Origin of the sequence: Martelella lutilitoris (assembly GCF_005924265.1) — a bacterium.
Lineage (GTDB): Bacteria > Pseudomonadota > Alphaproteobacteria > Rhizobiales > Rhizobiaceae > Martelella > Martelella lutilitoris.
Genome location: NZ_VCLB01000008.1, coordinates 65,215 through 85,339, shown reverse-complemented (window position 1 = coordinate 85,339; position 20,125 = coordinate 65,215). Strand labels below are relative to the sequence as shown.

At 61.7% G+C, this 20,125-nt stretch carries 23 protein-coding genes; 16 read left to right on the top strand and 7 right to left on the bottom strand.

The window, feature by feature from the left end; genetic code table 11:
* Positions 1-6 precede the first annotated feature (6 nt).
* Positions 7-1,305 (top strand): tetratricopeptide repeat protein, encoded by a 1,299-nt coding sequence (locus FF124_RS15090; protein ID WP_138749319.1) that lies wholly within the window; start codon positions 7-9, stop codon positions 1,303-1,305.
* Between the two features lie 44 nt (positions 1,306-1,349).
* Here FF124_RS15090 and FF124_RS15085 read toward each other — a convergent pair whose 3' ends face one another.
* Complete coding sequence (locus FF124_RS15085) at positions 1,350-3,233, bottom strand: ABC-F family ATP-binding cassette domain-containing protein (protein WP_138749318.1); 1,884 nt, start codon at positions 3,231-3,233, stop codon at positions 1,350-1,352.
* Positions 3,234-3,403: 170 nt separating this feature from the next.
* Here FF124_RS15085 and FF124_RS15080 point away from each other — a divergent pair, with 170 nt between their 5' ends.
* The 3 genes from FF124_RS15080 (at position 3,404) to FF124_RS15070 (ending at position 5,097) form a co-directional block, all read left to right on the top strand.
* On the top strand, positions 3,404-3,688 hold the full coding sequence (locus FF124_RS15080) for an ArsR/SmtB family transcription factor (protein WP_210237486.1): 285 nt from the start codon (positions 3,404-3,406) through the stop codon (positions 3,686-3,688).
* Positions 3,685-4,743: a permease gene (locus FF124_RS15075; protein WP_138749316.1), complete on the top strand. Its 1,059-nt coding sequence runs from the start codon at positions 3,685-3,687 to the stop codon at positions 4,741-4,743. Before FF124_RS15080 ends, FF124_RS15075 begins: the two co-directional genes overlap by 4 nt.
* A gap of 117 nt (positions 4,744-4,860) precedes the next feature.
* Entirely contained in the window at positions 4,861-5,097 is a 237-nt protein-coding gene (locus tag FF124_RS15070; protein WP_138749315.1) for a thioredoxin family protein, read from the top strand.
* 21 nt (positions 5,098-5,118) lie between these two features.
* Here the strand turns inward: FF124_RS15070 and FF124_RS15065 are convergent, their stop codons facing one another.
* The 3 genes from FF124_RS15065 to FF124_RS15055 all read right to left on the bottom strand — a co-directional run bounded on the left by FF124_RS15065 (position 5,119) and on the right by FF124_RS15055 (position 6,744).
* A complete protein-coding gene (locus tag FF124_RS15065) occupies positions 5,119-5,631 on the bottom strand; it encodes a DinB family protein (RefSeq protein ID WP_138749314.1) in 513 nt (170 codons plus the stop codon).
* Between the two features lie 111 nt (positions 5,632-5,742).
* A complete protein-coding gene (locus FF124_RS15060) occupies positions 5,743-6,096 on the bottom strand; it encodes a ribbon-helix-helix domain-containing protein (protein WP_138749313.1) in 354 nt (117 codons plus the stop codon).
* Between the two features lie 78 nt (positions 6,097-6,174).
* Complete coding sequence (locus tag FF124_RS15055; protein ID WP_138749312.1) at positions 6,175-6,744, bottom strand: DJ-1/PfpI family protein; 570 nt, start codon at positions 6,742-6,744, stop codon at positions 6,175-6,177.
* 155 nt (positions 6,745-6,899) lie between these two features.
* Here FF124_RS15055 and FF124_RS15050 point away from each other — a divergent pair, with 155 nt between their 5' ends.
* Both FF124_RS15050 and ndk read left to right on the top strand, forming a co-directional pair.
* Complete coding sequence (locus FF124_RS15050; RefSeq protein WP_138749311.1) at positions 6,900-7,568, top strand: glutathione S-transferase family protein; 669 nt, start codon at positions 6,900-6,902, stop codon at positions 7,566-7,568.
* A 113-nt stretch (positions 7,569-7,681) separates the two neighbouring features.
* Entirely contained in the window at positions 7,682-8,104 is a 423-nt protein-coding gene (gene ndk / locus FF124_RS15045; protein ID WP_024709581.1) for a nucleoside-diphosphate kinase, read from the top strand.
* A 329-nt stretch (positions 8,105-8,433) separates the two neighbouring features.
* Here the strand turns inward: ndk and tyrS are convergent, their stop codons facing one another.
* Positions 8,434-9,687 carry a tyrosine--tRNA ligase gene (gene tyrS / locus FF124_RS15040; protein WP_138749310.1) on the bottom strand — a complete coding sequence of 418 codons (1,254 nt, stop codon included), beginning with the start codon at positions 9,685-9,687 and terminating at the stop codon, positions 8,434-8,436.
* 86 nt (positions 9,688-9,773) lie between these two features.
* A complete protein-coding gene (locus FF124_RS15035; protein ID WP_138749309.1) occupies positions 9,774-10,064 on the bottom strand; it encodes a hypothetical protein in 291 nt (96 codons plus the stop codon).
* A 36-nt stretch (positions 10,065-10,100) separates the two neighbouring features.
* Here FF124_RS15035 and FF124_RS15030 point away from each other — a divergent pair, with 36 nt between their 5' ends.
* Positions 10,101-10,631, top strand: a complete 531-nt coding sequence (locus FF124_RS15030) for a GNAT family N-acetyltransferase (protein WP_138749308.1) — start codon at positions 10,101-10,103, stop codon at positions 10,629-10,631.
* A 54-nt stretch (positions 10,632-10,685) separates the two neighbouring features.
* On the opposite strand, the gene FF124_RS15025 is transcribed toward FF124_RS15030, so the two are convergent.
* Positions 10,686-11,363 (bottom strand): alpha/beta hydrolase, encoded by a 678-nt coding sequence (locus FF124_RS15025; protein ID WP_138749307.1) that lies wholly within the window; start codon positions 11,361-11,363, stop codon positions 10,686-10,688.
* Between the two features lie 207 nt (positions 11,364-11,570).
* Between FF124_RS15025 and FF124_RS15020 the strand changes: the two genes are divergently transcribed.
* The 9 genes from FF124_RS15020 (at position 11,571) to FF124_RS14980 (ending at position 20,060) form a co-directional block, all read left to right on the top strand.
* A complete protein-coding gene (locus FF124_RS15020) occupies positions 11,571-12,737 on the top strand; it encodes a cysteine desulfurase family protein (protein WP_138749306.1) in 1,167 nt (388 codons plus the stop codon).
* A gap of 127 nt (positions 12,738-12,864) precedes the next feature.
* Entirely contained in the window at positions 12,865-14,352 is a 1,488-nt protein-coding gene (gene sufB, locus FF124_RS15015) for a Fe-S cluster assembly protein SufB (RefSeq protein ID WP_138749305.1), read from the top strand.
* A 281-nt stretch (positions 14,353-14,633) separates the two neighbouring features.
* Complete coding sequence (gene sufC / locus FF124_RS15010) at positions 14,634-15,389, top strand: Fe-S cluster assembly ATPase SufC (RefSeq protein ID WP_138749304.1); 756 nt, start codon at positions 14,634-14,636, stop codon at positions 15,387-15,389.
* A gap of 17 nt (positions 15,390-15,406) precedes the next feature.
* Entirely contained in the window at positions 15,407-16,678 is a 1,272-nt protein-coding gene (gene sufD / locus FF124_RS15005; RefSeq protein WP_138749303.1) for a Fe-S cluster assembly protein SufD, read from the top strand.
* Between the two features lie 89 nt (positions 16,679-16,767).
* A complete protein-coding gene (locus FF124_RS15000; protein ID WP_138749302.1) occupies positions 16,768-18,003 on the top strand; it encodes a cysteine desulfurase in 1,236 nt (411 codons plus the stop codon).
* 15 nt (positions 18,004-18,018) lie between these two features.
* Entirely contained in the window at positions 18,019-18,390 is a 372-nt protein-coding gene (locus tag FF124_RS14995; RefSeq protein WP_138749301.1) for an SUF system Fe-S cluster assembly protein, read from the top strand.
* 71 nt (positions 18,391-18,461) lie between these two features.
* Positions 18,462-18,851, top strand: a complete 390-nt coding sequence (gene sufA / locus FF124_RS14990; RefSeq protein WP_138749300.1) for a Fe-S cluster assembly scaffold SufA — start codon at positions 18,462-18,464, stop codon at positions 18,849-18,851.
* 148 nt (positions 18,852-18,999) lie between these two features.
* Complete coding sequence (locus tag FF124_RS14985; protein WP_138749299.1) at positions 19,000-19,452, top strand: Lrp/AsnC family transcriptional regulator; 453 nt, start codon at positions 19,000-19,002, stop codon at positions 19,450-19,452.
* A complete protein-coding gene (locus FF124_RS14980; protein ID WP_138749298.1) occupies positions 19,452-20,060 on the top strand; it encodes a LysE family translocator in 609 nt (202 codons plus the stop codon). The genes FF124_RS14985 and FF124_RS14980 overlap by 1 nt, the downstream gene beginning before the upstream one ends.
* The last annotated feature ends 65 nt before the right edge of the window (positions 20,061-20,125 follow it).

Here is a 20,125-nt window from a genome sequence, read left to right as displayed (position 1 = left end):
GAGACAATGGATTATCAGAGCAACCTGGTTACCGGAATACCCTCTGCTGTCTCGGTAAAACAGCAATTGTCGTCGTTCTGGGAAGGTTATAACCGCGCCTACCACTATGCCAATTACGGCGAGGCGCTGGCGTTCGCCCGCGCGGCCGCCGGCGTCCAGCCGGACAATCCCGTGATCTGGTCGAACATTGCGGTCTGCCATCTGCGGCTCGGAGCGTTTGATGATGCGATCGAGGCCGCCGAGCGATCATTGTCGTTTGATCCCCGGAACTTCGTGGCCTTTGACGCCCTGTCCCATGCCTGGGGAGAAAAGAAGGACGACCGGAAGACGGGCGAATATGGCTGCCGGGCGCTGGAGATCAGGGACGAGATCTTCGGAGGCGCGCCGACGGAGGCCCGTCTCGCCGTCCGTCCGCCCCCGCCGTCAGCGGCCACGCGCGAACGCAACGTCATCGCATTCTCGCTTTACGGCGACCGGCCGCGCTATTGTGAAACGGCGGTGATGAACGCGCGGGCGCGCGGGAGCGTCTATCCCGACTGGACATGCCGCTTCTATGTCGACAAGTCGGTTCCCAGTGTCACCATAAGGCAGTTGAGAGAGGCCGGCGCCGAGGTCATCTTCGCCGATCAGAAGATGAGGCGCTGGCCCGGTCCCATGTGGCGCTTCGCAGCCCTTGACGATGAAGGCGTGCACCGCGTGATCTTTCGCGATGCGGATTCCCTCATCAGCGCGCGGGAAGCCGAGACCGTCAGGGAGTGGGTGGAGAGCGGTCGCCAGTTTCACGGCATTCGCGACTGGTTCACCCATACGGAATTGCTTCTCGCGGGGCTGTGGGGCGCGACGGCCGGCGCCTTGCCGCCGATGCGACTTCTGGTCAAGCGCTTCCTGCAGGCGCCGGTCGGTTCGCGCCATTTTGCCGATCAGCATTTCCTGCGACAGTTCGTCTGGCCCTATGCGCGGCGGGATATCCTGCAGCATGACCGGCTCTTCGGCTTCATGAGCCCGCGGCCATTGCCGGGTGTCGATGATCTGAATACCCGCCATATCGGCGCCAATCTTTCCAGCGGCGGCATCAGCCGACAGGTGGATCTTGCCGATGGCGTTGCCGTGCGGTGGGAACTGCGCGAGAGCGTGCCTACGCCGGAGGGGGAAGCGCCCGGTTATCGCGTCGTCTGCAGCTATTCCACGGTCGTGCAGAATGGCATGCTGATCGAGCACCTGCCGAAACCCTGGCTGGATCGGATGACGAAGGACATGCGCATTGTCTTCTTTCACCCCAAAACAGGTCAGCCCTCAGGCCCGTAGCCGAAGGTCGCGGCGCTCAGGCATGGCCGGGTCGGAGCGAATGCTCAGTCGGCCATGGCCTCTTCATACTGTGCAGAGAGCGAAAGCCATTCTTCCTCGATCTTGGCAAGCTCTGCCGCCGCGTTGGCGCGGGCCTGGATCATCACCTTGGCCTTTTCCGGCGCCTTTTCATAAAGCTTGGGATCGGCGAGGTCGGCGTCGAGCCTGGCGATGATCTGTTCGATCTTCGCTGTCTTCTTCTCGGCCGTATCGATCTTCTTCTTCAAGGGCGCAAGGGCGGCGCGGCGTTCGGCGGCGCTCTTGCGCTGGACGGATTTCGACCGCGCCTCGGCATTTGGCGTTTCTGCCTTCTGCGCCTTCCTGCCGCCGGAGATGATCAGGTCGCGGTAATCCTCCAGATCGCCGTCATAGGCCTTGACCGTGCCGTCATGGACGAGCCAGAGCCGGTCGACCGTCGCCTCGATCAGGTGTCGGTCATGCGAGATCAGGATCACGGCGCCGGGATAGTCGTTCAGCGCCCGCACGAGCGCATTGCGGCTGTCGATGTCGAGGTGGTTGGTCGGCTCGTCGAGGATCAGCAGGTTCGGCGCGTGGAAGGCAGCAAGGCCCATCAGAAGCCGCGCCTTCTCGCCGCCGGAAAGGTCACGCGCCGGCGTATCCATCTTTTCCGTCGCCAGGCCCATCTGCGCCACGCGGGCGCGCACCTTCGGCTCGGTCGCGCCCGGCATCAGCTTGCGCACATGGGCAACGGCACTTTCATCCGGCACGAGATCGTCGATCTGGTGCTGGGCGAAGAAGCCGGTCGAAAGATGCGGCGCGAGTTTCAGCGTGCCCGATTCCGGCTTCAGCCGGCCGGAGATGAACTTGGCGAAGGTCGACTTGCCGTTGCCGTTGGCGCCGAGCAGCGCGATCCGGTCGTCATTGTCGATCCTCAGATTGATGTCGCTGAGGATCGGCTGGCCGGGCGTGTAGCCGACGGCCCCGTCCTCGATGGCGATGATCGGGGAGGCGGGCTGCTTTTCCGGCTCCGGGAAGGAAAAGCCCTGGACGTGATCCTCGATCACGGCGGCAACCGTGCCCATCTTTTCGAGCGCCTTGACCCGGCTTTGCGCCTGGCGGGCCTTCGAGGCCTTGGCCTTGAACCGGTCGATGAAACTTTGCAGGTGCTTGCGCTGCGCCTCGTTCTTGGCGCGCGCCTTCATCTGCAACTCGTCGGCCTCCGCCTTCTGCCGCTCGAACTGGTCGTAGGAGCCGCGATAGAAGGTGAGCTTCCTCTGGTCGAGATGGATGATGGCGTTCGCGGCCGTGTTCAAGAGGTCGCGGTCGTGCGAGATGATGATGACGCTGTAGGGGTAGCGACGGATATAGTCCTCCAGCCACAGCGTGCCCTCAAGGTCGAGATAGTTTGTCGGCTCGTCGAGCAGCAACAGATCGGGCTCGGAGAAGAGCACGGCTGCCAGGGCGACGCGCATCCGCCAGCCGCCCGAGAACGACGATGCCGGACGCTTCTGCGCCGCTTCGTCAAAGCCGAGTCCGGAGAGGATGCTGGCTGCCCGCGCTTCCGCCGAATGGGCGTCGATATCGACCAGCCGTGTCTGGATTTCGGCAATCCGGTGCGCGTCGGTCGCGGTTTCCGCCTCTGCCATCAGTGCGGCGCGTTCCTTATCGGCGGCCAGCACGATGTCGATCAGCGGATCTTCCGTGCCTGGCGCCTCCTGCGCCACCTGGCCGATGCGCGCCTTCTTCGGCAGCGAGACCGTGCCGGTCTCCGGCGAAAGCGCGCCGGTCAGCACGCGGAACAGCGTCGATTTGCCCGCGCCATTGCGCCCGACCAGCCCCGCCTTCATGCCATCGGGAATGGAGACGGAAGCGTTTTCGATGAGCAGGCGGCCGGCAATGCGGACGGAAAGGTCGGATATGGAGATCATGGCAGGGGTTTTGTCCGAAACCGTGCGGTTTTGCAAGAGAGGAGACGCGATGGCGTTCTGCCGCTCGATGCCCGGGCCTGCAGCGATTGACCGGGATCAAGGCATATCTACGCAAATGCGTTTATGCGCATAGGCGATAGTCATTTCGACAGGAGGAAGATGCGGTGGTCATTGATGTTCTCTCGGCGCTTGCAGAACCCACGCGGCTTTCGGCGATGCGCATGCTCGCTGGCGGCGGAGAACATTGCGTCTGCGCCCTGATGCGCCACTGCGGGGCAAGCCAGTCGCGCATGTCGCGGCATATGGCGGTGCTGAAGGCGGCTGGCCTGGTTGTCGATCGTCGCGACGCGCAATGGGTCCGCTACCGCCTCAGTCCGGCGCTTGATGCCGAAACCTTGGCTTTGCTTCATGCCGCGGTGGCTTGCGCGAAGGCAAATGAGAGGAGGGCGGCATGAGCATATCCGTTGAAAAACCAGCGTCCTCAGGGCCGCATTGGTTTTGGCATGCGGCGGTGGTCGCGGCGCTTATCGTCTGGTGGAGCGTCTACCGGGTGCTCCAGCCTTTCGCCGAATTCCTTGTGTCGCTCCTGCCGGTCGAGCGGTCCAGCCATACCGGGGAGGCCCTGGCATTCTTTTTCTATGATGTTCCCAAGGTGCTGATGCTGCTGGCGCTGATCGTCTTTGCGATGGGCGTTGTCCGCAGCTTCTTCAGCCCGGAAAAGACGCGCGCGCTCCTGGCCGGCCGGGCGGAGGGGGTCGGCAATGGCCTTGCCGCCGGGCTTGGCGTGCTCACCCCGTTCTGTTCCTGTTCGGCGGTCCCGCTCTTCATCGGGTTCGTTTCGGCGGGCGTTCCGCTCGGCGTGACATTTTCCTTCCTGATTGCAGCGCCCATGGTCAATGAAGTGGCGCTCGTTCTGCTCTTCGGCCTCGTCGGCTGGCCGGTGGCGCTCACCTATCTCGGCTTCGGGCTCGCGATCGCCATCGTCGCCGGCTATGTCATAGGCAGGCTGCACCTGGAAGGCTGGCTGCAGGGCTGGGTGCGCGAGCTCCATATTGGCGGGAACGCCGCCGACGCGCTCGATGACGACCGTATGACCATGACGGAGCGATACCGGCTCGGCCTCGCCGCCCTGAAGGACATCGTCGGCAGGGTGTGGCTGTGGATCCTGCTCGGCATCGCCATGGGCGCACTGATCCACGGTTACGTGCCGGAGCGGCTGATGACCGATATCATGGGCGCGGATGCCTGGTGGAGCGTTCCCGCCGCCGTGCTGGTGGGCATCCCGATGTACACGAACGCCGCCGGGGTGGTGCCGATTGTCGAGGCCCTGCTGGGCAAGGGCGCGGCGCTGGGCACCGTGCTTGCCTTCATGATGTCCGTAATCGCGCTGAGCCTGCCGGAGATGATCATCCTGCGCCAAGTGCTGACGCTTCGTCTGATTGCCGTGTTCATCGGCGTTGTCGCCACCGGCATCCTGCTGGTCGGGTTTCTTTTCAACATACTGTTCTAGAGCGTCCTTTGTGCGTCCATTCGGACGCACAAAGGACGCTCTAGCATATTGAATCTACGCATCATGCTTTCCGAAAATCAATTCCGGTTTTCGGGCCGATGCGCTGGGGAGGCAATGATGGTTTCGGTAAAAATCTATGGTCCCGGCTGCAAGCGTTGCGAGGCAACGGCGAAGCTGGTGGAAGAGGCGGCGGCTCTGAGGCACGTCGCGGTGAGCCTGGAAAAGGTCACCGATCCAAGGGAGATCGCCATGGCCGGCGTTATGTCGACGCCCGGCGTCGCCATCGACGGCAGGCTCGTTCACGCCGGCGGTCTGCCCGACAGGAAAAAGGTCGAGGGCTGGTTCGCCGCTTGAGCGCGCGAGCCGTCCGCGCCCTCAGGCGAACGGACGTCCGCCTTCGCTTCTCAGGAAATAACTGAGGTCGATCGCCAGCGATGGCTGGCCGAGCATGGTCAGCATGGCGTGCGCCTGGCCGCGATGATGGGTCTGGTGGTTGAAGAAATGCGCGAGCGTCTTCTCGAACCGGTCGGTGTGGCTTTCCGGCGGATCGCCGCGCTGATAGGAAAACGTGCCGGCGATCCGGGCCTCGTCCATGCCGTCGATGAAGGCGATGATCTTGCGGTCCTCACGTGCGCGGTCTTCCCGCAGCGTTTCGAAATCATCGTGCAGGATGGTGTCGAGTTTGACCGGACCCGTATCCCCGCCCTCAAACCGGGTCATCCAGACCCGATCGGCGTAAAGCACATGGTTGAGCGTAGCGTGGACCGAGCGGAAGAAGGCGCCGAGATCGCGCTTGCGTTCGTCGTCGGAAAGGCCCGCCGCCGCGTCATAGACCAAGGCATTGGCCCAGGCGTTATAGGCGGCGAACATGCGGTAGTGCTGCAACATTGGGTCTGCTCTTGCGTGGCGATGAACGGAGGACCCGATCATAGTGCAAGCCTGGTTGTTCGCATCATGAAAACATGCGATGGCGGATATCAGCCGGCCTGATGGATCGTCTCATGCCACGGCGCGGCGGCGTTCTTTTTCGCGCTCAAGGATTGAAAGCGCGTCGAGCCTGGCGATCGGCAGCCCGCTCGGAATCTCGCCGGAAAGCTGAAGCGCGAGGTAGCGCCCGCAACAAACCCTCAGGAACGAGGTGAAATTGCCGCTGTCGTGACCAGCCTCGAGGGCTTCGTGATAGAGTTTTGCGATCAATTGCGTGGTGGCCAGCCCGTCGCGGCCGCCGATTTCGGCAAGCACGTTCCAGAAGAAATTTTCCAGCCTGACGCTCGTTACCATGCCGTCGATACGGATCGAGCGCGTGGCGCTCTCCCAAAGCGACGGATCAGCCTCGATGAACAGTCTGCACATGGTTTCCTCCCTGTTCTCCCGTTGGCCAGTATAGGCCGGCGCGCGTCAAAGGGATAGCGTCGCGCCGGCCTGGGCATTTCAGGCGTCGAGAAGCTTCATGAACTGTGCAAGCCAGGCCGGGTGGGCCGGCCATGCCGGAGCGGTGACGAGGTTGCCGTCCGTCACGGCTTCTGTGACGGCGATGTCGGCATAGGCGCCGCCGGCAAGCTTCACCTCGGGCGCGCAGGCCGGGTAGGCGGAGCATTGACGGCCCTTCAGCACATCGGCGGCGGCGAGGATCTGCGCGCCATGGCAGATCGCGGCGACCGGCTTGTTCGCCTCGAAGAAATGCTTCACCAGGTCGAGAACCCGCTGGTCAAGCCTCAGATATTCCGGCGCCCGCCCGCCAGGGATCACAAGCGCGTCATAGGCCGCAGGGTCGGTCGCCTCGAAATCCGCAGTCAGGGCGAAACGATGGCCGGGCTTTTCCGAATAGGTCTGGTCGCCCTCGAAATCGTGGATCGCGGTCGGGACCGTATCGCCAGCCTTCTTGCCCGGGCAGACCGCATCAACCGTGTGGCCGACCGCGAGCAGGGTCTGGAACGGCACCATGGTCTCGTAGTCCTCGGTAAAGTCGCCGGTGATCATCAGGATCTTCTTCGCTGCCATTTCTTCCTCCTTAAAAATGACGAGGCTCAATTCTAGCAGCATTGGCCGGCGCACAGGTATTATGCACATACTACGCTGGCCATGGTTGCCTGCGCGTCTCTTGAAACTTTTTGCAGTGCGGCACATTCTGCCTAGCAACAACAAGGAGTCATGCCATGAGCCGAATCCTCTATTCGCTTCGCGGCGCCGATGGGACGGCGCCCTTTTCGCCGCATTGCTGGAAGGTTGTTCTGGCGTTGAGACACAAGGGACTGGATTTCGAGGAGAAGCCGGTCGGCTTTACCGAAATCCCGAAGCTCGAGAACGGGTTCTCCAAGATCGTGCCGATCCTGCGGGACGGCGACCGGCTGATTTCAGACAGTTTCGCGATCGCCATCTACCTGGAGCAGGCCTATCCGGACCGGCCGTCACTGTTTTCGGGAAAGGGCGGGATGGCGATGGCGCGCTTTGTCGAGGCCTGGGCACTTTCGACGCTGCATCCGGCCGTGACGCGCATTGCTGTCAAACATATTCACGACATGCTCTCGCCGGTGGATCAGGCCTATTTCCGGGAAAGCCGCGAGGCCCGCCTCGGCGCGACGCTGGAGGAAGTGGTGACGGGGCGAGAGGCGGAGATCGCGGCCTTTCCCGAAAAGTGCACGCCGATCCGCAACATGCTGAAATTCCAACCTTTTATTGGTGGAAACGAGCCGCTTTTCGCCGATTATATCGTCTTCTGCGCCTTCCAGTGGGCGGCGCTGACCGGCAATACCGGCCTGCTTGACCCGAATGACCCGGTGGCACACTGGTTCGAGCGGTGCCTCGAATTCGTCGAGAAAGGCTGAAATTGCCATGCGTTCCGGCAGATTCCGCTCCCGGACATGCTTCCATTTTGCGTCAAACACCTCTATACACCGGCCAAATTTCCCGAAACGAAATTTGCCAGAGGACGAATGATATGGCGATTGAACGCACTTTTTCGATGATCAAGCCCGATGCCACCAAGCGCAACCTGACCGGCGCCATCACCAAGGTATTCGAGGAAAACGGCCTCCGCGTCGTCGCCTCGAAGCGCGTGTGGATGGCAAAGCGCGATGCGGAAGCCTTCTATGCCGAGCACAAGGAGCGCCCGTTCTTCGGTGAGCTCGTCGAATTCATGTGCTCCGGCCCGACCGTCGTTCAGGTTCTGGAAGGCGAAAACGCCGTTCTGAAGAACCGCGAGATCATGGGCGCGACCAACCCGGAAAAGGCCGACGAAGGCACGATCCGCAAGACCTTCGCGCTGTCCATGGGCGAGAATTCGGTCCACGGCTCCGACGCTCCGGAAACCGCAGCGCGCGAAATCGCCTTCTGGTTCTCCGAAACCGAGATCGTCGGCTGAGGCTGATTGATTTTGGATGTCTTAGAAGCCCGCCGCTCTGGCGGGCTTTTTCGTTGGGAAAGCCCTGGAAACGCAGGTTGGAACCTCTTCGGGCCGTCCCCACGGGGTCATGCTCGGACTTGATCCGAGCATCCAGGCGACTTGGCGACTGAATTGGTCAAGACTCTTGGCGAGCTTTTACCGCGCGGCCTGGATCCTCGTTTCAAGCACGAGGATGACGCAGGGTGTGAGGACAGGCCCGTCTATAATCGGTCCGGACGCAACCCTTGCAGAAGCGCGGGCAGTGAGGCCCATCTTCGCGGCGGGCCCTTTGCTTTCCGATGCCGCCCTCAGGCAGGCTTGACGAGGATGTGCTTCTTTTTGCCGAGCGAGAGCTTGATCACGCCGTCTTCGGTGACGGCGTCTGCGTCAACGGCCATGCGCTCGTCGGAGACGCCCTTGTCGTTGAGCTTCACCGCGCCGCCCTTGATATGGCGACGGGCCTCGCCGTTGGAGCCGGCAAGACCTGCCTGCACCAGAAGCGTGAGGATGCCGATCCCGGCGTCGATGTCCGCCTTGCCGACTTCGATGGTCGGGAGGTTTTCGGCAAGCGCGCCTTCCTCGAAGGTCTTGCGCGCCGTCTCCGCCGCCTCGTCAGCGGCAGCGCGACCGTGCAGCATGGCCGTCACCTCGGTGGCGAGGATCTTCTTCACCTCGTTGATCTCAGAACCGCCAAGCGCTGAAAGCCGCGCAACCTCGTCCATCGGCAGCGTCGTGTAGAGCTTCAGGAAGCGGCCGACATCGGCGTCTTCCGTATTGCGCCAGAACTGCCAGAAATCATAGGCTGAAAGCATGTCCGGATTGAGCCAGACGGCACCGTTTGCCGATTTGCCCATCTTGGCGCCCGATGATGTCGTCAAAAGCGGCGCCGTCAGGGCGTAAAGCTGCGGCGTTTCCATGCGGTGGCCGAGATCGATGCCGTTGACGATATTGCCCCACTGGTCGGAGCCGCCCATCTGCAGCCGGCAGCCGGTCTGCCGGTAGAGCTCGACGAAGTCATAGGCCTGCAGGATCATGTAGTTGAATTCGAGGAAGGACAGCGACTGCTCGCGGTCAAGCCGCGTCTTCACGCTCTCGAAGGAGAGCATGCGGTTGACCGAAAAGTGGCGGCCGACATCGCGCAGGAATTCGAGGTAGTTGATACCGCGCAGCCAGTCGGCATTGTTGATCATAAGGGCCGGACTTTCGGCCCGGTCGTAGTCGATGTAGTTGGCGAAGACCCGCTGGATGGAGGCGATATTTTCCTCGATCATGTCGACTGTCATCAGCTTGCGCGCCTCGTCCTTGAAGGACGGGTCGCCGACCATGCCCGTGCCGCCGCCCATCAGCGAGATCGGCCGGTGGCCGGTCTTCTGGAACCAGTGCAGCATCATGATCTGGATCAGCGAACCGGCATGGAGCGATGGCGCCGTCGGGTCGAAGCCGATATAGGCCGTCACCTGCTCCTTGGCCAGAAGGTCATCAAGGCCGGTCTCATCGGAAATCTGATGGACGAAACCGCGCTCGGTGAGCGTGTGCAGGAACTCGGATTTGAACTTCGACATGGATCTATCTTCGATTGCTGAATTGCGGACGCGCGGGCTTTAGCACGGTTTTTTGTGTTTGTGCACCTGTTTGCGAACGGTCGCTCTCAAACGAGAGGCAGCAAGACCACGGTGATGAGCGGGTAGATCGCATAGACGATTGAAAAGTACCCGACCATCACGAAGCCAAACAGGTTCAGCAATATCGTAAGCACGAGCAGCAGCCTGTTTTCGCGCAGGAAAACAAGGTTGAGAACCTGAAGGACGATCATGATAATCGGAGACAGGTACATAGCATTTTCGATGGTGACGAGGTGCCATTCGTGAAAGATGTAAGGAAGCAACGCATTGATGATGATCCAGCTTATAAACAACCTGTATTTATGAACATATCTCATCGCCACTTGCCCTGAGAGGTTTCGAACGGAGTGATCATGTCACAGCCCATGGCGGACGCGCCAGTCACTGAAAGCGAACGCCTTTCATTCTCCGTTTTCGCTCCGGATGACGCGGCCTTGCTGGCAGGCCTTCATTCAGACCCGGAAGGAGAACGTTATCTGTTTCGCGACGGTATGGTGTGGAGCGAGGCCTATGCCACATCCGAGATTGCCAAATGGCGCCAGACATTTGCCGACAAGGGCTACAGCAAGTTCAAGCTGACCCGGAATTCGGATGGCGCCTTTCTCGGGCGCGCCGGCTTCGGCTTCGAAGAAACACATGGCGTTGCCGAGCTTGGCTATACGATCATCCGCGCCGAATGGGGCAAGGGCTATGCGACGGAAGCGGCTGCACGGCTCGCCCGGTGGTTTTTCGAAGAGGACCTGGACGACCGCTTTATCGCCTTCGCCGTGCCGGAAAACACGGCCTCGGTTGCTGTTCTGCGGAAAATCGGAATGCGCGAGATTGCGCCGCTGACCATCAAAGGAATTGTCTGTACCAGCTTCGAGATGGTTGCCGCTCGTTGAGATGCGAACGGCCGGGAAAGGCCAGGCCGCTTCACGCATCTACTTTATTGCGGCTTACCGAATACGCTTCGGCGCGGGCTCCGGCACCAGTTCGCCATCGAGGCGGCGGTCGAGATAGTCCTCGCATTCGGCGAGCAGGTCCTCGTTCTTGCCGGAGAAGAAGTGGTTCGCGCCCGTCACCGTCTTCTGGGTGATCAGGATGCCCTTCTGGGTCTTCAGCTTTTCCACCAGGCCGTTGACGTCGCGTGGCGGCGCCACCTTGTCGGCATCGCCATGGATGATGAGGCCGGAGGAGGGGCAGGGAGCGAGGAAGGAGAAGTCGTAGATGTTCGGCTGCGGCGCGATCGACATGAAGCCCTCGATTTCCGGACGGCGCATCAAAAGCTGCATGCCGATCCACGAGCCGAAGGAATAGCCGGCGACCCAGCAGGTCTTCGAATCAGGATGCAGGCTCTGCACCCAGTCGAGCGCCGCCGCCGCATCCGAAAGCTCGCCCGAGCCGTGGTCGAATTCGCCCTGGCTGCGGCCGATGCCGCGGAAGTTGAAGCGCAGCGTGGTGAAGCCGCGCTTCTGGAACATGTAGAAGAGCTCGTAGACGATCGGGTTGTTCATCGTCCCGCCAAAACGCGGATGCGGATGCAGAACGATGGCGATCGGGGCGTTCTTCTCCTTGGACGGCTGGTAGCGGCCTTCAAGGCGACCGGCCGGACCGTTGAAAATCACTTCAGGCATTGGCTCTCCGGAAAAATCGGTTCAAACTTTCCGTACCGCTTGCGCAAGTCCCGTTGACTTGACTAATTGGCTCAGCTTTCCTACAAGCAGTTTAGAATTGTTCGAAAATAGAAGTCATTTCGTTCTGCGCTCAAATAGGGCAAGCCGCGTAAGGATTTCAAGGAAAATGCGTCGCAGGCCGCCATTGCCTGCCGAATTAGGGGCGATATGAGCACTGAGAGGATCTATCTCGACTGGAATGCGACCGCGAAGCTTCTGCCGGAAGCGCGCGACGCGCTGCTCGAGGGGCTGGATCTTGCCGGCAATCCGTCATCTGTTCATCGCGAGGGCCGCGCCGCCCGCGCCGCGATCGAGAAGGCCCGTCGCCAGGTGGCCGAACTGGTCGGCGCCGATCCCGCCCATGTCGTCTTCACCGCTGGCGCGACCGAGGCGGCGAATACCGTTCTGACGCCGGATTTCCGCATGGGGCGGAGCCCGGTTCGCCTCGGCGGACTTTATGTCTCGGCCATCGAACATCCGGCTGTCCATGAGGGCGGTCGGTTCCCTGCGGACATGCGCACGGAAATCCCGGTCAGTTCCGATGGCGTCGTCAGGCTGGATGCGCTGGAAGACTTGCTTCGTAGACATGACGCCGATGCGGGCCTGCCGATGGTCGCAATCATGCTGGCAAACAGCGAGACCGGCATTCTTCAGCCCGTCGCCGAAGCGGCGAAGATCGTGCATGCTCATGGCGGCCTTCTGGTGGTCGATGCCGTGCAGGCGGTCGGCCGCATACCCGTCTCGCTCGAGGCGCTGGAAGCGGATTTCCTGATCGTCTCCGCCCACAAGATCGGCGGGCCGAAAGGGGCGGGCGCGTTGGTCTCCCGCGGCGAAACGCTGATGCCAACGCCGCTCATACGCGGTGGCGGGCACGAGAAGGGCCACCGTTCGGGCACGGAGAATATTCCCGGTATCGCCGGGTTTGGCGCAGCGGCCGCCTTTGCCGCCAGCGATCTCTCCGAGCGTAATGCGAGGATCGCCGCGCTTCGCGACCGGCTGGAGGCCGGCATGCGGACTGCCGCGCCGGACGTCATCATCCATGGCGACAGTGGCGACCGCGTGCCCAACACCACCGCCTTCACCCTGCCGGGGCTGAAGGCGGAAACCGGGCAGATTGCCTTCGATCTGGAAGGCATCGCGCTTTCGGCGGGCTCCGCCTGTTCGTCGGGCAAGGTTGGCGAAAGCCATGTGCTGAAAGCGATGGGGCGCGATCCGCGTCTCGGCGCGCTGCGTATCTCGCTTGGCTGGGACACGACCGAGGCCGACATCGACCGGGCGATTGCGGCATTCGCGAAGATTGCCGGGCGCCGCAAACAGGCAGGCGCCGCCGCCTGAAGATTTGACAAAACGCAAGCGAAACGGGGTGCAAATCCCGTTCGCTTTGACTACATAAGGCGGTATAGCCGCTTTGGTACACGTTAAACCGCCGGGCCTTGAACCCGGTCATGAGTGGAGTGAACATATGGTTGCCGTTAAGGAAACCGTCGATCAGGTCGCCGAGATCGACGTCGATCAGTATAAATACGGTTTCGAAACGATGATTGAGGTGGACAAGGCGCCCAAGGGCCTGTCCGAAGACATCATCCGTTTCATTTCCCACAAGAAGAACGAGCCGGACTGGATGCTGGAATGGCGTCTGCAGGCCTATCGCCGCTGGCTCACCATGGAAGAGCCGAGCTGGGCGCGGGTGAACTACCCGAAAATCGATTTCAACGATCTCTATTATTATGCCGCGCCGAAATCGGTCACCGGACCGAAGACGCTGGACGAAGTCGATCCAGAACTGCTGGCGACCTATGAGAAGCTCGGCATTCCGCTGCAGGAACAGGAAATCCTTGCCGGCGTGCAGGAGAAGCAGCACCAGCCGAAAAGCCGTGTTGCCGTCGACGCCGTGTTCGACTCGGTCTCGGTCGTTACCACCTTCAAGAAGGAACTCGCCAAGGCCGGCGTGATCTTCATGTCGATCTCCGAGGCGATGCGCGAATATCCGGATCTGGTGAAGAAATATCTGGGCTCGGTCGTTCCCCAGGGCGACAATTTCTACGCCGCGCTGAACTCGGCCGTCTTTACCGATGGGTCCTTCGTCTTCGTTCCCAAGGGCGTTCGCTGCCCGATGGAGCTTTCGACCTATTTCCGCATCAACGAGAAGAACACCGGCCAGTTCGAGCGCACGCTGATCATCGCCGAGGAGGGGGCCTACGTCTCCTATCTGGAAGGCTGCACGGCGCCGCAACGCGATGAGAACCAGCTTCACGCCGCCGTTGTCGAGCTGATCGCGCTGGATGATGCGGAGATCAAGTATTCCACCGTCCAGAACTGGTTCCCGGGCGACAAGGAAGGCAAGGGCGGCATCTACAACTTCGTCACCAAGCGCGGCGATTGCCGGGGCGACAATTCCAAGATCTCCTGGACGCAGGTCGAGACCGGCTCGGCGATCACCTGGAAATACCCGTCCTGCATCCTGCGCGGCGACAATTCGCGCGGCGAGTTCTACTCGATTGCCGTTTCCAACGGCCATCAGCAGATCGACAGCGGCACCAAGATGATCCATCTCGGCAAGAACACCTCGAGCCGCATCATCTCCAAGGGCATTTCGGCGGGCTTTTCCAACAACACCTATCGCGGCCAGGTTTCGGCCCACCGCAAGGCCGAAAACGCGCGCAACTTCACCCAGTGCGACAGCCTGCTGATCGGCGACAAATGCGGCGCCCATACGGTGCCCTATATCGAGGCCGGCAATGCATCCGCCCGCTTCGAGCACGAGGCCACCACCTCGAAGATTTCCGAGGACCAGCTGTTCTACTGCATGCAGCGCGGCATTCCAGAAGAAGAGGCGATCGCGCTGATCGTCAACGGGTTCGTGCGCGAGGTCATCCAGGAACTGCCGATGGAATTTGCCGTCGAGGCGCAGAAGCTGATCGGGATTTCGCTGGAAGGAAGCGTTGGCTAACTGAGCCGATCGGTGGTTTGTCACGCTCCTTGCCGTTGACCGCTTACCTTGCCCCACATGCGGCGTCATCCTCGGGCTCGACCCGAGGATCCATGGGTAACAGCGTTGAGCCGCAGAGTTGGTGGCGAGAAAAGATTGGATCCTCGGGCCGAGCACGAGGATGACTCAGAATTAGATGGAGCAGCGGCAGTGACGCCGCGCCCTTGAGAAGATTGACAGCGACCGCCTCCGGTCTTGCCGGGATGTAGGACAGAGCCGTCGCCTTGTGAAGGAAACGAAAAATGCTTGAAATCAAGAACCTGCACGCACGCATCGCCGAGGACGGCACGGAGATCATCAAGGGTCTGAACCTGACCATTGCCGATGGCGAGGTTGCCGCGATCATGGGGCCGAACGGCTCCGGCAAATCGACGCTCTCCTATATCCTGGCCGGTCGCGAGGACTACGAAGTGACCGAGGGCGAGGTCATCTATAACGGCGAAAACATTCTGGAACTCGATGCCGCCGAGCGCGCCGCCAAGGGGCTGTTTCTCGCCTTCCAGTATCCGGTCGAAATTCCGGGCGTTGCCACCATGCAGTTCCTCAAGGTGGCGATCAACGAGCAGCGCAAGGCGCGCGGCGAGGCGGAGCTTTCGACGCCCGACTTCATTCGCAAGGTGCGCGAAGGCGCGGCCGAACTGAAGATCGATTTCGAGATGCTGAAGCGGCCGCTGAATGTCGGCTTTTCCGGCGGCGAGAAGAAGCGCGCCGAAATCCTGCAGATGGCGCTGCTGGAGCCGAAGCTCTGCGTCATGGACGAAACGGATTCGGGTCTCGACATCGACGCGCTGAAGATCGTTGCCGACGGCGTCAATGCGCTCAGAGCGCCGGATCGCTCGGTCATGGTCATCACCCACTACCAGCGCCTGCTGGACTATATCGTGCCGGATACGGTTCACGTGCTCTACAAGGGCCAGATCATCAAGTCCGGCGGCAAGGAGCTTGCCCACGAACTCGAAGCCAATGGCTACGCCGATATCATCGGCGAAGCGGCCTGAGGCCGGGAGACGACGCCATGAACATGCAAAAACAGATCAAGCTGACAGCGGCGGAAGAGGCGCTTGTGGCTTCCTTCGGCCGGCTTTCGGGCTCGCTGCCCGGCAATGCCGAGGTGACGATGGAGCGCGACCGGCTTGCCGGCGATCTCCGCTCCAACGGCCTGCCGACACGGCGCGTCGAGGCCTGGCATTACACCGATCTGCGCAACCTTCTGCGCAGCGTGCCGGAGGAAGCGGGGGAGGCCGTCAACGCGCGTCCGCCGCTTCTGGCCGAAAGCACGATGCTTTCGCTGGTGCAGGGCCGCGCGGGCCGTCTGCCGCAGGTCGACGGGCTTTCCGGCACCACGACAGCCGAAGCGCTGACCAACGGCGACAACTCGGTGCGACTGGAGCTTGCCTATGCGCAGGATGCCATCGGCCGGATCAACGGCGCGCTGATGAGCGACGGCTATATCATCGACATTACCGAAGGGACCGCACTCGAGACGCCGGTCGAACTGCAGGCCGTCCACAGCGGCGGGCAGGTGCATTCGCGCAACCGCGTCACCTTCGGCGCGGAGACGAAGGGCACATTCGTCGAGCGCCACGTCGCGCCGGGCGCTGCCGCGGCGCTCGTCAGCACGCTCACATCGCTTGTCCTCGGCAGGGATGCGGAGATCACCTATGTCGTGCTGCAGCAGCAGGGCGCGGATGATACCCATCTCGGCAAGCTCAGGATCGAACTCGGCGAGAACGCCAGGCTCAAGCTTCTGATCGTCAATGCCGGCGGCAGGCTGGTGCGCCACGAGATCGATTGCGACGTGAAGGGCGAGGGCGCCGACCTGATGCTGCGCGGCGTCAACCTGCTCGGCGGCGAGAGCCATACCGACATCACCTTCGATCTCGGCCACAATGTGCCGAATACGACCTCGACGGAAACGGTCCGCAATGTCGTCTTCGACAAGGCGCGCGGCGTGTTCCAGGGGCTGATCCGGGTGGCGCCCGATGCGCAGAAGGTCGACGCCAAGATGAGCTGCAACACGCTGCTGATGAGCGATTTCGGTTCGTTCTCGGCCAAGCCGGAGCTCGAGATCTTCGCCGACGATGTTCAGTGCGGCCATGGCGCGACGGTGACGGATATCGATCCGAACCATCTCTACTACATGATGGCGCGCGGTATTCCGCGAAAAGTCGCCGAGGGCCTGCTGATCAATGCCTTCGTCGCCGAGGTTGTCGAGGAACTGGAGAACGAGCAGCTTTCCGAGGCCGTCGAGGCGATCATCAGCGACTGGCTCGATCGGCACGAATAGGGGCGCTGCCCGCTGAGTTTGCCGTCCCGCTTCGCGGGGCGGCGGTTCCGGTTTCTGAAGCGCGGAAGCCACAGACGGAGTTTTGGGCTATGGATGCTCAGGTTAAAGGTTATGACGTCGAAAAGATAAGGCAGGATTTTCCGATCCTCTCCCGCGAGGTCTACGGAAAGCCGCTGGTCTATCTCGACAATGGCGCCTCGGCGCAGAAGCCGCAGGTCGTCATCGACACGATTTCCAACGCCTATGCGCATGAATATGCCAATGTGCACCGTGGCCTGCATTTTCTCTCCAATGCGGCAACCGATGCCTATGAGGCCGCGCGCGAAAAGGTGCGCGCCTTCCTCAATGCCGGTTCGGTCAACGAGATCGTCTTCACCCGGAACACCACCGAGGCGATCAACACGGTCGCCTATGGCTGGGCGATGGAGCATCTCGGCGAGGGCGACGAGATCGTCATTTCGATCATGGAGCACCACTCCAACATCGTGCCCTGGCATTTCCTGCGCGAGCGCAAGGGCGTGAAGCTGGTCTGGGCGCCGGTGGATGAGGATGGCGAATTTCTGATCGACGAATTCGAGAAATGCCTGACCGAACGCACGAAACTGGTCGCCATCACCCAGATGTCGAACGCGCTCGGCACCATTGTCGACGTCAGACAAGTGACCCGGCTTGCGCATGAGCGCGACATACCGGTGCTGGTCGACGGGTCGCAGGGCGCCGTTCACCTGCCGGTCGATGTGCGCGATATCGATTGTGACTGGTATGTGATGACCGGCCACAAGCTTTATGGCCCCTCGGGCATCGGCGTGCTCTACGGCAAGTTCGACCGGCTGTCGGACATGCGTCCGTTCCAGGGCGGCGGCGAGATGATCTCCGATGTGTTCGAGGACCGCGTTACCTATGCCGAGCCGCCGCATCGCTTCGAGGCCGGTACGCCGCCGATCGTGCAGGCTATTGGACTGGGCGCTGCCCTTGACTATATGCAAGGCGTGGGCCGCGCGGCGATAGCCGCGCACGAGGCGGATTTGACGGCTTACGCGCGCGAGCAGCTTTCACATGTGAACGCGCTGAGGGTGATTGGCAATGCCAAGCGGAAGGGCAGCATCTTTTCCTTCGCCATCGAAGGCGTGCATGCCCACGATATCTCGACGATCATCGACCGGCGCGGGGTCGCGGTGCGCGCCGGCACCCATTGCGCCCAGCCGCTTCTGACACGGTTTGGCGTGACATCGACCTGCCGGGCCTCGTTCGGCCTTTACAATACCCGCGCGGAAGTGGACGCCCTTGTCGAGGCGCTCGATTACGCGCGAACCTTCTTTGCCTGAGCCCAGGAGAATGGCATGAGTGTTGAAGAAAATGCAGAAACGGCATCGGCGGAGACCGGCTCCTCCATTCCTCCCGAGGAACTGGCACGGCTCTCCGACGACATCGTTTCCGCGCTGAAGACGGTCTATGACCCGGAAATCCCGGCCGATATTTTCGAACTCGGCCTGATCTACAAGATCGATGTCGATGACGATCGCATGGTGAAGATCGACATGACGCTGACGGCGCCCGGCTGCCCGGTGGCTGGCGAAATGCCGGCCTGGGTGGAAAACGCAGTCAGCACCGTCGAGGGCGTTTCCGGCGTCGAGGTGGAAATGACCTTCGACCCGCCATGGACGCCGGACCGCATGTCCGAGGAAGCAAAGATCGCCGTCGGCTGGTATTGACGCCGGCCGATTGTCCTGATGCAATCAATCCGAACGCTGGGCCTTGAACCCGGATGTTGATGGAGAATGAAATGGGCTTTCAAGTCATCACGCTGACCGAAGCGGCAGCAAACCGCGTCAACGAGATCGTCGCCAATTCCGGGCCGGATGCGCGCGGTATCCGCGTCTCGATCAAGAAGGGCGGCTGCGCGGGCATGGAATATGCCGTGGATCTGGTCACCGCCGAAAAGATCGCCGACAAGGACGACCATGTAGCGCTCAACGGCGCAACCGTGTGGGTCGACCCCGCAGCCTCGCTCTACCTGCTCGGCACGGTCATGGATTTCGAAGTGACGAAATTGCGCACCGGCTTCGTGTTCAAGAACCCGAACGAGACATCGGCCTGCGGCTGCGGCGAATCCGTCGAGCTCAAGGCCGCAGACCTCGCCGAGCTGGCGAAGGCGCGCGAAGCCGCGCACTGAGCCGGTTGCGCTGCGTCTGCTGTAAATTTTAAGGAAGTTTCGTTGAGGACCGCAAATTATGCGGTCCTTTTTGCTGTTTGCATGAGATTTTGTTGCAGGCACACCTTCGTCATGGCAACGCTTACGCCATTGAAGAGACGAGGTCGCCATGGATCGGACGGATCGCAGCATCATCAATCTGCTTGGCGCGGACGCGCGGCGCTCGCTCGCTGATATCGGCGCGGCCGTCGGTCTTTCGCCGTCAGCCGTCAACGAGCGCGTACGCAAACTTCAGGCGACTGGCGTGATCCGGCGCTTCACCGTCGAGGTCAGTCACCGGGCGCTGGATGAAAGCGTGCTGGTGTTTGCGCAGGTTCTGCTTGCGCCCGAAGCCGATGAGGACGCCTTCCGCAGGGCCATGGCGCGTCATCCCGATGTGCTGGAATGCCACCATGTCTCGGGCCGCTGGTCTTATCTTCTGAAACTGCGGTTTGCCGTTCTCGGCGACGTCGAGCCGTTCCTCGGCGAATTGAAACGGGATGGTCATATGGCCGCGAGCGAGACGTCGATTGCGCTCTCCACCGTCCGCGAGCGCTCTTTCCGGGATGATGGAGGCCTTTGATGATTTTTGCGTTGTTTTTCAAGTCGCTCCTCGTCGGCCTTGCCATTGCCGCACCCGTCGGGCCGATCGGGGCGCTCTGCATCAACCGCTCGCTCACCCGCGGTTTCTGGGCTGGCGTCGCCGGTGGGCTGGGGACGGCCCTGGCGGACGCTTCCTATGGCGCTGCCGCGGCGCTGGGCTTTGCTGCATTCTCTGCCGCGCTCGCGACCATCTCGACGCCGCTGGCGCTGTTCGGCGGCGCCTTCCTGATCTTTCTCGGTTGGCGCGAAATGCGCAAGACCGGCGCGGATCCTGCGCCTGACAAGGCGGGCAGAGGCGACCTGGCGCGCACCATTGCTCTGACCATCGCCAACCCGGCAACGATCCTCTCCTTCGTCGCCATCTTTGCCGGTTTCGGCCTTGCCGATGCCGGCGGCGGCATTGCACCGGCGATTGTGGTCGCAGGCGTATTCGCCGGATCGCTTCTCTGGTGGATATTTCTGAGCGGCCTCGTCGCCGTCATCCGTCATCGGCTGCCGAGGGAATTCGCCCGCTGGGTGGCGCGTATTTCCGGCGGCATCCTGATCGGTTTCGGACTGGTGGCGATTTCGACGGCATTCCCGCACTGAGGTTTCGTCTCTGGAAACCAAAAGACCCGGCCATCGGGCCGGGTCCATGGTCATTTTCAGTCGAT